This window comes from Streptomyces sp. NPDC043853 (assembly GCF_056436025.1).
In genome coordinates, this window is sequence record NZ_JBWKDJ010000004.1 from 588,536 (window position 1) to 601,560 (window position 13,025).

Genomic DNA, 13,025 nt, shown 5'->3' on the forward strand with positions numbered 1-13,025 from the left:
TGGGGCCTGGGGCGGAGCCCCGGAACGGGGCCTGGGGCGGAGCCCCGGAACGGGGCCTGGGGCGGAGCCCCGGAACGGGGCCTGGGGCGGAGCCCCGGAACGGGGCCTGGGGCGGAGCCCCAGTTTCGGGAAGGGGCGGGGTGGGGGAATCGCCCCGCAGGGACCCCGGCCGCGCACACGGAGCCGGCTTCGGCTGGGCGGGAGCGAGGAGCTCCGGGGGCTGCCCGTCAGTCCCAGTGTCATTACGTGCCGCCCGCCGGCGTCAAGGGCGCTCCTTCGTCGCGTCGGCAAGCCGATGGCCCTTCGGGCCACCCTTGACACCGACGACCGTCACGCAACGACAAGGACTGTCGGGCCGCCCCCGGGGGATGGCATGGAGGGACCGAGGCCACTCCGGTCCGGCGTTGGCGGGCACGGGCAGCGGCTCCCGCTCGGCCAGCCGCCCTCCGGGCGGACGCGGAAGCGAAGTGGATCAGATCTACGTAATCCAGCGCGGTCCAGGCGCACCAAATCGCTACGCGCTCCTCTTTCTCGGCGGATGCGGGCCGCCGGGGGCCGGACATAGACCGCCAACGATCGCTACGCGCTCCGGGCGGTCGGCGGATGCGGGCCGTCGGGGGCCATGCGCCGCCCACAACCGCTTCTGCGCGGATGGCGGCCGACAGGCCGAGGGGGCAGAGGAAGGTTTTGCACGGGAGGGCGCGGTCGAGAAGGTCAGGTGGTGCGGGACCGGGAAAGGGCCAGTGCGGCGAGGGTTGTGGTGATCAGGCCGATCAGCATGGCGACGTAGGCTCCGCCGAGGCCGTTACCGGCGCCGAGACCGCCGTCGGCAGTGGCCGCGACCAGCCCGCCGAGGGTCATGCTGATCAGACCTGCTGCCATGGCGCCGACGGGGCGCCTGGTGCCGAGACGGTCGGCGGGGCGGGTCAGCGCGAGCCAGGCGATGACCAGGCCGGCCAGTCCGAGCAGCGCGGCCGTGGCGGCTCCGAGTCGGCCGAGGCTGAAGTCGTAGACGTCGGCGGCGAGCAGGCTTGGGACGGACGTGGTCATCGTTGGCTCCTTGGTGCGGATGGATGTTGCCTGAGCATGGCTGGGGGAGCCGCCGCCGATCGTCTTGCGGACGCAGACACATCACGCTGCTGCTGATGCGGTGTCCGGGTACCGCGGAGGGCGCAGGAGCGGCGGGAGTACTGCGTGTGCGGTAGTCGCGGGCTCGTTCACCAGGGGGACTCGGGCGCCGGTGTCAGCCAGCTAGTGTGCGCGCATGAGTGCAGGTGAGACCGGTGTCCGGGCCCGTTTCGGAGACTGGTTCATCGCCGGCGGTGTGGCTGCGGCGCTGCTGGTCGCCGGGCTGTCCGGGCAAGGTTCGGCCGCGAGGCCCGACGTGCTCGGGTACATGCTGCTGGGGGTCGGCGGGCTGGCGCTGGTCGCGCGGCGCCGGGCTCCGGTGGTGGTCCTGGCCGTCACCGGGCTGTGCGCGGTCGGCTACCAGGCAACGGGCTTCGACGTGCCTGCGGTCGCGTACCTGTTCGCGGTGTACGCGGCCGTACGGACAGGGCATCGCACCCTCACCGCGGTGGCGAGCGTGTTCATGCTGGCCGTGCTCCCGTTCGCGGCCATGGCCTCAGGGCTGCACGACACGGGAGAGGCGTTGGCCCGGGCCCGGGGCGCTCTCGAAATCGCCTGGCTGATCGCGGCCGGTGCCGCCGGTGAGGCGCTGCGGCAGGCCGAACGGCGGGCGGACGAGGCCGAGCGCACCCGGGAAGACACCGCCCGGCGCAGGGCCGACGAGGAACGGCTCCGTATCGCCAGGGAACTGCACGACTCGCTCACCCATCAGATCTCGGTCATCAAGGTGCAGGCGGATGTCGCCGTCCACGTGGCCCGCAAGCGGGGCGAGGAAGTGCCGCCCGCCCTGCTCGCGATCCAGGAGGCCGGCCGCGAGGCAAGCAGGGAACTGCGCGCCACGCTGGAGGCACTACGCGACGACGACACGGCCCCACCGCGAGGGCTGGACGACGTACCGGAACTGGTGGAGCGGGCCCGGACGCTCGGCCTCGACGCGACACTGACGATCGAAGGAAATCGCCACGACGTGCCGGCCGCCGTGGACCGGACCGTCTACCGGATCGTCCAGGAGTCACTCACCAACGTCGCCCGGCACGCAGACGCCGCCACGGCGTCGGTCAGGATCGACTGCCGTCCGGACGTCCTCGCGATACGCATCGACGACGACGGCAAGGCGACACAGCTCAACACCCCGGTGCCAGGCCTCGGGCTGCTCGGGATGCGTGAGCGGGTCACCGCCCTCGGCGGGCGGCTGCGGGCCGAACCGCGCGGCGAAGGCGGCTTCACCGTCCGGGCCGAACTCCCCGTGGACCGCAGGTCGTGATCCGTGTCCTGCTGGTCGACGACCAGCCGCTCATCCGCAGCGGATTCCGCGCGCTCCTCGACCTCGAGGAGGACATCGAGGTGGTGGCCGAAGCCGGCGATGGCAACGAGGGTGTCGAACTGGCCAAGGCGCACCTGCCCGACGTCGCACTCGTGGACATCCAGATGCCCGTCCTCAACGGCATCGAGGCGACCCGGCGCATTGCCGCGGACCCCGCCCTTACCGGAGTGCACGTCGTCATCCTGACCAACTACAGCTTCGACGAATACGTCTTCCACGCACTGCGCGCAGGCGCTGCCGGATTCCTGGTCAAAGACGTCGTACCCGAGGACTTCCTGCACGCCGTACGCGTCGCCGCCCGCGGCGAGGCCCTGCTCGCACCCTCGATCACCCGCAAGCTGATCACCCGCTACGTCAGCCAGCCGCTCCCCACCGACACCGGCCCGGGCTCGGAAGGACTCACCAGCCGCGAACGTGAGGCCGTCGTCCTGGTGGCACAGGGCCTGTCCAACGACGAGATCGCCGACCGCATGGTGATCAGCCCATTGACCGCAAAAACCCACATCAACCGGGCCATGACCAAGCTCCACGCCCGGGACCGCGCCCAACTCGTCATCTTCGCCTACGAATCCGGCCTGGTGGCCCCACACAACCGATGACCGATGACCGTCAACCACTCGCCAGGGCCCCGCGACCAGCACCCCCAACAGCCCGGAGCGCCCAGCACTCGCTCACTGCCGATGCCCGCCCCCCGCAGCGCACACCCACCGCACGACCGGAGCACGTAACGATCGCTTAAGGCCTATGTCCGGCCCCCGGCGGCCCGCATCCGCCGCACGACCGGAGCGCGTAGCGATCGGTGGCGGTCTATGTCCGGCCCCCGGCGGCCCGGATCCGCCGAGAAAGAGGAGCGCGTAGCGATTTGGTGCGCCTGGACCGGCCTAAATTACGTAGATCTGATCGACTTCACTTCCGCGTCCGCCCGGAGGGCGGCTGGCCGAGCGGGAGCCGCTGCTGGTGCCCGCCAACGCCAGAGCGTCAGGATCCGAAGGCTCCTCCCATGCCATCCCCCGGGGGCGGCCCGACAGTCCTTGTCGTTGCGTGACGGTCGTCGGGGTCAAGGGTGGCCCGAAGGGCCATCGGCTTGCCGACGCGACCAACGGGAGCGCCCTTGACGCCGACGGGCGGCACGTAATGACACTGGGACTGACGGGCAGCCCCCGGGCACCCGCTCGCCCCCGCCCAGCCGAAGCCGGCTCCGTGTGCGCGGCCGGGGTCCCTGCGGGGCGATTCCCCCACCCCGCCCCTTCCCGAAACTGGGGCTCCGCCCCAGGCCCCGTTCCGGGGCTCCGCCCCAGGCCCCGTTCCCGGGCTTCGCCCAGCCGCCGTCCCGGGGCTCCGCCCCAGACCCCGTCTCGGGCCCTGCCCGCCGCCGTTCCGGGGCTCCGCCCCCACCCCCCTCCCGGCTCCCGCTCCCGCCCCGTTCCGGGGCTCCGCCCTCGGCCCCTGCCAGCTCCGCCCCGGCCCCCTCCCGGCTCCCCCTCCGGCCCCTTTCCCGGGCCCCGCCCAGCCCCCGTCCCGGGGCTCCGCCCCAGCCTCCTCCCTGCTCTCACCCCAGCCCCCACCCAGGGCTCCGCCACAGCCGCCTCCCGGCTCCCACCCCCACCCCATCCCCCGGCCCCACCCCCACCCCTGGAGAAACACACCGCGCCCGCGCTATGGGCTGGCATCCAGGAAGCCATTAGTTATTAACCGGGCATTAAGACGCGCTTGCGACGCTCCCCCTTATGCAGCCGGAACTTCGACTGATCGCCGATGCCTCCGACGCGCCTGTCCTCCCGCGTGCGCGGAAGAATGGAGTCATGAGCCACCAGCCCAGCGCCCGCCCCACCGAGGTCCCCGCACAGCTCCCCCAGGCCGAGCTCAGCGCTGCGCGCAGCGCCGGGCTCAGCGACGCCAAGCGGGGGCGCGCCACCCAGCGGCAGCAGAAGCAACAAAAGCAGCAGCAGAAGCAGGACAAGCTCCAGGAGCAACCCCAGGAGCAGCCCCAGGACCTGGGCCAGGCGCAGGCCCACGCCCAAGCCCAGGACCCCGGCCACACCCAGGCCCTGTCCCAGGCCCTGTCCCAGTCCCAGGAGCAGCACGCCCACCCGCACCCCCTGGACACCGCCACGCGCCTCGCTCGCCTGGGCTCGATATCGGCGCACCGCCCCGACGTCGACCGGACCGACATCGAGCACGAGCTCGATGCCGATCTCGACGCCTACGAGGACAAGGACGCGGGCGAGCTGCCCGCCAACCGGTTCCTCGACCGGGAGCGCAGCTGGCTCGCCTTCAACGAGCGGGTGCTCGAACTCGCCGAGGACCCGGCCACCCCGCTCCTCGAACGGGCTAACTTCCTCGCGATTTTCGCGAGCAACCTCGACGAGTTCTTCATGGTCCGCGTGGCCGGCCTCAAGCGCCGCATCGCCACCGGTGTGGCCACCCGTTCCGCCTCCGGCCTGCAGCCCCGCGAGGTCCTGGACCTGATCTGGACCCGCTCCCGCGAGCTCATGGCCCGGCACGCCGCGTGCTTCCAGCACGACGTCTCGCCCGCGCTGGCCGACGAGGGCGTCCACCTCATCCGGTGGCCCGACCTCACCGAGAAGGAACAGGCCCGCCTGTTCACGCTCTTCCGGAACCAGATCTTCCCGGTCCTGACCCCGCTGGCCGTGGACCCCGCGCACCCGTTCCCGTACATCTCCGGGCTCTCGCTCAACCTCGCCGTGGTGGTCCGGAACCCGGTCAGCGGCCACCGGCACTTCGCCCGCGTCAAGGTCCCGCCCCTCCTCTCCCGCTTCCTGGAGGCGTCCCCGCAGCGCTACGTCCCGCTGGAGGACGTCATCGCCGCCCACCTGGAGGAGCTGTTCCCGGGCATGGAGGTGCTGGCGCACCACATGTTCCGGGTCACCCGCAACGAGGACCTGGAGGTCGAGGAGGACGACGCCGAGAACCTCCTCCAGGCGCTGGAGAAGGAGCTCATGCGGCGCCGCTTCGGCCCGCCGGTGCGGCTGGAGGTCGAGGAGTCCATCGACCCCGGCGTCCTGGACCTGCTGGTGCAGGAGCTGAAGGTATCCGCGGCCGAGGTGTACCCGCTGCCCGGCCCGCTGGACCTGACCGGTCTCTTCGGCATCTCCTCGCTGGACCGGCCCGAGCTGAAGTACCCCAAGTACATCGCGGGCACCCACCGCGACCTCGCCGAGGTCGAGTCGGCCTCGGCTCCCGACATCTTCGCCGCGCTGCGCGAGCGCGACGTACTGCTGCACCACCCGTACGACAGCTTCTCCACGTCCGTGCAGGCGTTCCTGGAGCAGGCCGCGGCCGACCCGGACGTCCTCGCCATCAAGCAGACGCTCTACCGCACCTCCGGTGACTCCCCGATCGTCGACGCGCTGATCGACGCCGCCGAGTCCGGCAAGCAGGTCCTCGTGCTGGTGGAGATCAAGGCCCGGTTCGACGAGCAGGCCAACATCAAGTGGGCGCGGAAGCTGGAGGAGGCCGGCTGTCACGTCGTCTACGGCCTCGTCGGCCTCAAGACGCACTGCAAGCTGTCGCTCGTGGTCCGCCAGGAGGGCGAGACCCTCCGCCGCTACAGCCACGTGGGCACCGGCAACTACCACCCCAAGACCGCCCGCCTCTACGAGGACCTCGGTCTGCTCACCGCCGATCCGCAGGTCGGCGCGGACCTCTCCGACCTGTTCAACCGGCTCTCCGGGTACTCGCGCCGCGAGACCTACCGCCGGCTGCTGGTCGCCCCGCGCTCATTGCGCGACGGGCTGGTCTCCCGGATCAACAAGGAGGTGGCCCACCATCAGGCCGGCCGCCCCGCCTACGTCCGTATCAAGGTCAACTCGATCGTCGACGAGGCACTGATCGACGCGCTGTACCGGGCCTCCCAGGCCGGGGTGCCGGTGGACATCTGGGTACGCGGCATCTGCGCCGTACGCCCCGGGGTCACCGGTCTCTCGGAGAACATCCGGGTCCGCTCGGTCCTCGGCCGCTTCCTGGAGCACTCCCGGATCTTCGCCTTCGGCAACGGCGGCGAACCCGAGGTGTGGATCGGCAGCGCCGACATGATGCACCGCAACCTCGACCGCCGTATCGAGGCCCTGGTCAGGGTCGCCGACCCGGCCCACCGCGCGGCCCTGGACCGGATGCTGGAAACCGGGATGTCCGACGCCACCTCCTCCTGGCACCTGGGCCCGGACGGCGAGTGGAACCGGCACTGCACCGATCCGGACGGCCAGCCGCTGCGGCACGTACAGGAGATGCTCATAGACGCCCGGAGGCGCCGGCGTGGCTCAGCAAAACCATGACCTGACCGCGACGACCGCCGGGGAGGTGCTCGGCGCGTACCTCCGGTCCCAGGCGACAGCCTTCCTGCGCGGTCTGCGCCTGCACGAGGAGCGGGCGGTGGACGCCGTGGACGGGACGGAGGCGGCCCGCACCCTGCGGGGTGCGGCGCGCCGGATCAGCGGGTCGCTGGCCACGTTCCGGACGGTCTGCGAGTCCTCGTGGGCGGACGGCCTGCGGACGGAGCTGGTCTGGCTGTCGTCCACGCTGGCGGACGAGCACGCGTACGCGGACCGGCTCACCCGGCTGCTCGGCGCGCTGCACCGGCTGTCGGGTGTCCCGGGCGCCGGCCACGGCGCGGGTTTCCCGGCCCCGCGTGGTGCGACGGCCGGGCGGGGGCAGGACGGCGACCCGTCGGCCTACCTGGATCCGGCGGGCACGTCGGCGCGTACGTCGGCCGGTACGACGGGCAAGCCGGCCGGCACCGTGGGCACGGCGGGTACGGCGGTCTCCGCCCGTCCCGCCCGCGCGGGCGGCTCCGCGGGGGCGGCCGGTTCGGCAGGCTCGCTCACCGTGGGCTCGGCACGGGCCGGCGCCCTGCTGGAGCGCCAGCTGAACCTGGCCCGGACCCGGGCGCATTCGGCGACGTTGCAGGCGCTGGGCTCGTCCCGGTTCCACGCGGTGGCGGACGCGGTGGCCGTGCTGGCCTCGGAGGTGCCGCTGGACCCGATCGCCGCGGCGGGCCGGCCCGGGGACGTGCTGGTACCGCTGGCCGCGCTGGCGGAGTCCCGGCTGGACACGGCCGTGGCGGCGCTGCCCCTGATCCGGGCGGCCCGCCCGTACAACGCGGACGCCCTGGTCGACGACGTCCATCAGGACGCGCCCTGGCACGACGTACGGCGGCTGCTGCGGACCCACCGGTACGCGCAGGAGGCGCTGGGCGCGGACGTGGCCCGGCTCGCGGCGGCCGGCGGGGCACTGGACCGGCACCGGGACGCGGCGGAGGCGGCCGCGGCTTCGGCGACGGCGGCCCGGACCCCGCGGATCGCTCCGGCGACGGCGTACGCGCTGGGCGTGCTGCACGCCGACCAGCGGCACGAGGTGGAGGCGGCCCGCTTCGACTTCCAGCAGATCTGGGCGCACGCAGCGAGACCGGCGGGGGTCTGAAGGACCCGGACGGATACCCGAAAGAAGACCTGACCGGACACCCGAAGGACCAGACCGGAAGCCCCGAACGACCCCGGCGGGTGTCCGAGCACCCGGCGCACGACCGCAAGGCCGCGCGGCCGCACGACCGCACGACCGCACGACCGCACGACCGCAAGGCCGCACGACCGCAAGGCCCGCACGACCGCCTGGTTTCGCCCCGCCCCGCCCCGGGCAAACGCCCAGCGGCTCCCGGGCCGGGCCCGGGCCGGGAGCCGCCCCGAAGGGGCTGCCCGGCCACTCAGGAGGCGTGCCGGGCGGTTTCCGGCCGTGTCGGCCCGTCCGGTGGCCGCCGGTTCCGCCCGGTGGGAGGGTTGATGCGGGACCGGTCCTGCCAGGACCCGTCCCCGCGATCTGTCGGCCCGCGCGATGGCGCGGGCCCGTCGGCGGCCCGGGTGCGCCCGGCCGCAGGCACGGTGGCCCCGACCGGTGAAATCCGGCCACCGGGCGGCACCCGACCGCCCTCGGCCGCAGGCCACATCACAGCCGGGTAACGGGCCGGGGAACGGCGGGTGACACCCGGGTACACCCGCGCCGCTACTCACTAGGCCGTTCGCCACGGTTCACCATCCGTTCACTTACGACCGTCGGCCGCTTCACCTGTTCTGCCTAATTTCGGCTGTGCACGGTGCGAGCCGCCCGCGATTCGCGGACCTCCCCGGGCCCTAATCCACACAGTCCTCTCGCACGCCGCCCCGATACAGAAAGCGGCCGGCGGCTCCTGGAAGGAACACCCCAAAAAAGTGAAGCTTCAGCGCAAGAACATGCTTCGTGCCTCTGCCCTCGGGGCGCTGGTCGTTTCGGGCGCCCTGGTCCTCACGGCGTGCGGCTCGGACGACAACACCAAGACGAACGGCTCGGGCACCTCCGCCCCGGCCGCGACCGGCGACATCAAGTGCGACGGCGCCACCGGCAAGCTCCTCGCCTCCGGCTCCTCCGCCCAGAAGAACGCCGTCGACGTCTGGATCAAGAACTACATGGCGTCCTGCAAGGGCGTCGAGGTCAACTACAAGTCCTCCTCCTCCGGTGAGGGCATCGTGGCCTTCAACCAGGGCACCGTCGGCTTCGCCGGCTCCGACTCCGCGCTGAAGCCGGAGGCCGTCGAGGAGTCCAAGAAGATCTGCAAGGGCGGCCAGGGCATCAACCTGCCGATGGTCGGCGGCCCGATCGCGCTCGGCTTCAACGTTCCGGGTGTGGAGAAGCTGAACCTGGACGCGACCACCATCGCCAACATCTTCAACGACAAGATCAAGAAGTGGAACGACGAGGCCATCAAGAAGCTCAACCCCGGTGTTGAGCTCCCCGACCTCGCCATCCAGGCCTTCCACCGCTCCGAGGACTCCGGCACCACCGAGAACCTCGGCAAGTACCTGAAGGCCGCCGCCGCCGACGCCTGGCCGTACGAGGCCGCGAAGAAGTGGCCGGCCCCGGGTGGCCAGGCCGCCTCCGGCTCCTCCGGCGTCGCCTCCATGGTCAAGCAGAACTCGGGCGCCATCGGCTACTTCGAGCTCTCCTACGCCTCCGCGCAGGGCATCAAGACGATCGACGTGAACACCGGTGCCGCCGCCCCGGTCGCCGCGACCGCCGACAACGCCTCCAAGGCCATCGCCGCCGCCAAGATCGCTGGCACCGGCTCCGACCTGGCCCTGAAGCTCGACTACGCCACCAAGGCCGAGGGTGCCTACCCGATCGTCCTGGTGACCTACGAGATCGTCTGCGACAAGGGCAACAAGGCCGAGACCCTGCCCACCGTGAAGTCCTTCCTCACCTACACCTCCTCCGAGGCCGGCCAGAAGGTCCTCTCCGAGAAGGGCTACGCGCCGATCCCGGCCGAGATCAACGCCAAGGTCCGCGAGGTCGTCGCCTCGCTCGGCTAATCGTCACGACCCCACCTGCCGGTCCGTCCTCCGTCCTCCCCCGTCCGGGAGGACCGGGCGGGCCGGCATCCGGGGCCCTCCCCCTCCACCCGGGGGATCCGGTGCACCGCCGCCCGGGGGCTCGCCCCCACACAGACCGGAAAGAACATGGCTTCCACCACACCCACCCACATAGACCCGGCTCCGCCATCCGCCACCCAGAGCACGAGGTCCACCGGCAAGGCCGGTGACCGGATCTTCTCGGGGCTCTCCAAGGGCTCCGGCATCCTGCTCCTGGTGATCATGGCGTCGATCGCCATCTTCCTCACCTACCGTGCGTCGATCGCGCTGTCGAAGAACGAGGGCAACTTCCTCACCACCTTCGACTGGAACGCCTCGGCCACGCCTCCCGTCTTCGGCATCGCCGTCCTGCTCTTCGGCACGGTCATCAGCTCGATCATCGCGATGGTCATCGCGGTTCCGATCGCCGTCGGCATCGCGCTGTTCATCTCGCACTACGCGCCGCGCAAGCTGGCCGCCCCCCTCGCCTACGTGGTCGACCTGCTGGCCGCCGTGCCGTCGATCATCTACGGCATCTGGGGCGCGCTCTTCCTGGTGCCGCAGCTGAACGGCCTGAACCTCTGGCTGGACGAGTACTTCGGCTGGACCTACGTCTTCGACAAGACCCAGGTCGGCGTCGCCCGCTCCCTCTTCACCGTCGGCATCCTGCTCGCGATCATGATCCTGCCGATCGTGACCAGCGTCAGCCGCGAGGTCTTCCTCCAGGTCCCGCGCATGAACGAGGAGGCCGCCCTGGCCCTCGGCGCGACCCGCTGGGAGGTCATCCGGCTGTCCGTGCTGCCCTTCGGCCGCTCCGGCATCATCTCCGCCTCGATGCTCGGCCTCGGCCGCGCCCTCGGCGAGACCATGGCCGTGGCCACCGTCCTCTCCCCGAGCTTCCTCATCTCGCTGCACGTCCTGGACCCGGGCGGCGGCACCTTCGCGCAGAACATCGCCGCGAAGTTCGACGAGGCCAACGAGTTCGGCCGGGACGCGCTGATCGCCTCCGGTCTGGTCCTCTTCCTGCTCACCCTGCTGGTCAACGGCGCGGCCCGCATCATCATCGCGCGCCGCAAGGAGTTCTCGGGGGCGAACGCCTGATGAGCCACGCACTTCAGGACCCGCGTCCCGTCCGGACCCGGAAGTCCCCCGACAGCCTCACCCGCGGCGGCCTGCCCCGCTGGGCGCCCGCCGGCATCGCGGTCGGCTCGGTCGCCCTCGGCATCGGCATCGGCAACGTCGCCGGCCTGAGCAGCAAGGTCCAGTGGGGCCTGATCGCCGCCCTCCTGTTCGTGGTGATCACGTACACGCTCAGCGCGGTGGTCGAGAACCGCCGCCAGGCCACCGACCGCGTCGCGACCTCCGTCGTGTGGGTCTGCTTCGTCCTCGCGGTCATCCCGCTGCTCTCGCTGATCTGGACCACCGTCAGCCGCGGCATCAAGGTCCTCGACGCCTACTTCCTCAGCCACTCGATGGCCGGAGTCACCGCCTTCGACGAGGGCGGCGGCGTCTACCACGCGCTGCTCGGCACCATCGAGCAGGTCGCCCTGGCGACCCTGATCGCCGCCCCGATCGGCCTGCTGACCGCCGTCTACCTGGTCGAGTACGGCAAGGGCACGCTGGCCAAGGCCGTCACCTTCTTCGTCGACGTCATGACCGGCATCCCGTCCATCGTCGCGGGCCTGTTCATCCTGTCGACCTGGAACCTGATGCTCGGCTTCGGCCCGTCCGGCTTCGCCGGCTCGATGGCCCTGGCGATCCTGATGATGCCCGTCGTGGTGCGCTCCACCGAGGAGATGCTCAAGCTCGTCCCGAACGAGCTGCGCGAGGCCTCCCTCGCCCTCGGCGTGCCGAAGTGGCGCACGATCCTCAAGGTGGTCCTGCCCACCGCCATCGGCGGCATCTCGACCGGCGTCATGCTGGCCGTCGCCCGTATCGCCGGTGAGACCGCGCCGATCATGCTGCTGGTCTTCGGTGCCCAGCTGATCAACGGCAACCCCTTCGAAGGCGCCCAGTCTTCGCTCCCCCTCTACATCTGGGAGCAGTACAAGGTCGGTAGTGAAGCCTCCTACGACCGTGCCTGGGCCGCAGCGCTCGTCCTGATCGCCTTCGTCATGATCCTCAATCTGGTGGCCCGCGGCATCGCCCGCTGGAAAGCCCCGAAGACCGGTCGCTGACCGCGGCCACGAAAGAAGCTCTGATCCCCATGGCCAAGCGAATCGACGTCTCCGGTCTCTCCGCCTTCTACGGCACCCACAAGGCCATCGACGACATCTCGATGACCGTCGAGCCCCGCTCCGTGACCGCCTTCATCGGCCCGTCCGGCTGCGGCAAGTCCACCTTCCTCCGCACCCTCAACCGCATGCACGAGGTCACCCCGGGCGGCCGGGTCGAGGGCAAGGTCCTGCTGGACGACGAGAACCTGTACGGCGCCGGCGTCGACCCGGTCGCGGTGCGCCGCACGGTCGGCATGGTCTTCCAGCGCCCGAACCCCTTCCCCACCATGTCGATCTTCGACAACGTGGCGGCGGGCCTCCGGCTCAACGGCAAGTACAAGAAGTCCCAGCTGGAGGACATCGTCGAGCGCTCCCTCAAGGGCGCGAACCTCTGGAACGAGGTCAAGGACCGCCTGGGCAAGCCGGGCTCCGGCCTCTCCGGCGGCCAGCAGCAGCGTCTGTGCATCGCCCGCGCGATCGCGGTCGAGCCGCAGGTCCTGCTGATGGACGAGCCCTGCTCGGCGCTCGACCCGATCTCGACCCTCGCGATCGAGGACCTGATCGGCGAGCTGAAGGAGCGCTTCACGATCGTCATCGTGACGCACAACATGCAGCAGGCCGCCCGTGTCTCGGACCGTACGGCGTTCTTCAACCTGGCGGCCGTCGGCCAGCCCGGCAAGCTGATCGAGATCGACGACACCGAGCGGATCTTCTCCAACCCGTCCATGCAGGCCACCGAGGACTACATCTCGGGCCGCTTCGGATAAACCCAAGAACGTGCGGCGCTCGCGCCGCATGCACGTCCTGCGGTGCTGCATGGCGGTGCCACCGCACGGCGAAAGAAAATGCCGGCTCCCCCTGGGTGGGGGGAGCCGGCTCTTCTTTTTCCCTGCCCGCGCCGGCCTGAGTGGCCCGCCTCACGGCGCCGCCCGCACAACCCTGCACCCGGTCCGCCGGTCATCC

Annotated in this window: 9 protein-coding genes; 8 read left to right on the forward strand and 1 reads right to left on the reverse strand. The window is 71.3% G+C overall.

Annotated elements, in window-relative coordinates:
* Positions 1–714 precede the first annotated feature (714 nt).
* Positions 715–1,050, reverse strand: a complete 336-nt coding sequence (locus AC067U_RS14905; RefSeq protein WP_478830060.1) for a DUF6223 family protein — start codon at positions 1,048–1,050, stop codon at positions 715–717.
* 214 nt (positions 1,051–1,264) lie between these two features.
* Between AC067U_RS14905 and AC067U_RS14910 the strand changes: the two genes are divergently transcribed.
* The 8 genes from AC067U_RS14910 to pstB all read left to right on the forward strand — a co-directional run bounded on the left by AC067U_RS14910 (position 1,265) and on the right by pstB (position 12,829).
* A complete protein-coding gene (locus AC067U_RS14910; RefSeq protein WP_478830061.1) occupies positions 1,265–2,392 on the forward strand; it encodes a sensor histidine kinase in 1,128 nt (375 codons plus the stop codon).
* On the forward strand, positions 2,389–3,051 hold the full coding sequence (locus tag AC067U_RS14915; RefSeq protein WP_478830062.1) for a response regulator: 663 nt from the start codon (positions 2,389–2,391) through the stop codon (positions 3,049–3,051). Before AC067U_RS14910 ends, AC067U_RS14915 begins: the two co-directional genes overlap by 4 nt.
* A gap of 1,449 nt (positions 3,052–4,500) precedes the next feature.
* Positions 4,501–6,747, forward strand: a complete 2,247-nt coding sequence (locus AC067U_RS14920) for an RNA degradosome polyphosphate kinase (RefSeq protein ID WP_478830128.1) — start codon at positions 4,501–4,503, stop codon at positions 6,745–6,747.
* The gene (locus AC067U_RS14925) at positions 6,728–7,891 is read left to right on the forward strand and encodes a CHAD domain-containing protein (protein ID WP_478830063.1); all 1,164 of its coding nucleotides are present in this window, start codon (positions 6,728–6,730) and stop codon (positions 7,889–7,891) included. The genes AC067U_RS14920 and AC067U_RS14925 overlap by 20 nt, the downstream gene beginning before the upstream one ends.
* A gap of 782 nt (positions 7,892–8,673) precedes the next feature.
* A complete protein-coding gene (gene pstS / locus AC067U_RS14930) occupies positions 8,674–9,807 on the forward strand; it encodes a phosphate ABC transporter substrate-binding protein PstS (RefSeq protein WP_478830064.1) in 1,134 nt (377 codons plus the stop codon).
* 147 nt (positions 9,808–9,954) lie between these two features.
* Positions 9,955–10,947, forward strand: a complete 993-nt coding sequence (pstC, locus tag AC067U_RS14935; RefSeq protein WP_478830065.1) for a phosphate ABC transporter permease subunit PstC — start codon at positions 9,955–9,957, stop codon at positions 10,945–10,947.
* On the forward strand, positions 10,947–12,023 hold the full coding sequence (gene pstA / locus AC067U_RS14940) for a phosphate ABC transporter permease PstA (protein ID WP_478830066.1): 1,077 nt from the start codon (positions 10,947–10,949) through the stop codon (positions 12,021–12,023). Before pstC ends, pstA begins: the two co-directional genes overlap by 1 nt.
* 29 nt (positions 12,024–12,052) lie before the next feature.
* Positions 12,053–12,829, forward strand: a complete 777-nt coding sequence (pstB, locus tag AC067U_RS14945; RefSeq protein WP_478830067.1) for a phosphate ABC transporter ATP-binding protein PstB — start codon at positions 12,053–12,055, stop codon at positions 12,827–12,829.
* Positions 12,830–13,025: the final 196 nt, after the last annotated feature.

What these genes read in the sequence shown, in the direction of transcription:
- AC067U_RS14910 (WP_478830061.1), top strand. Translation starts at nt 1,265, where the DNA reads ATGAGTGCAGGTGAGACCGGTGTCCGGGCCCGTTTCGGAGACTGGTTC.
- pstB (WP_478830067.1), top strand. Translation starts at nt 12,053, where the DNA reads ATGGCCAAGCGAATCGACGTCTCCGGTCTCTCCGCCTTCTACGGCACC.
- AC067U_RS14905 (WP_478830060.1), bottom strand. Translation starts at nt 1,050, where the DNA reads ATGACCACGTCCGTCCCAAGCCTGCTCGCCGCCGACGTCTACGACTTC.
- pstA (WP_478830066.1), top strand. Translation starts at nt 10,947, where the DNA reads ATGAGCCACGCACTTCAGGACCCGCGTCCCGTCCGGACCCGGAAGTCC.
- pstC (WP_478830065.1), top strand. Translation starts at nt 9,955, where the DNA reads ATGGCTTCCACCACACCCACCCACATAGACCCGGCTCCGCCATCCGCC.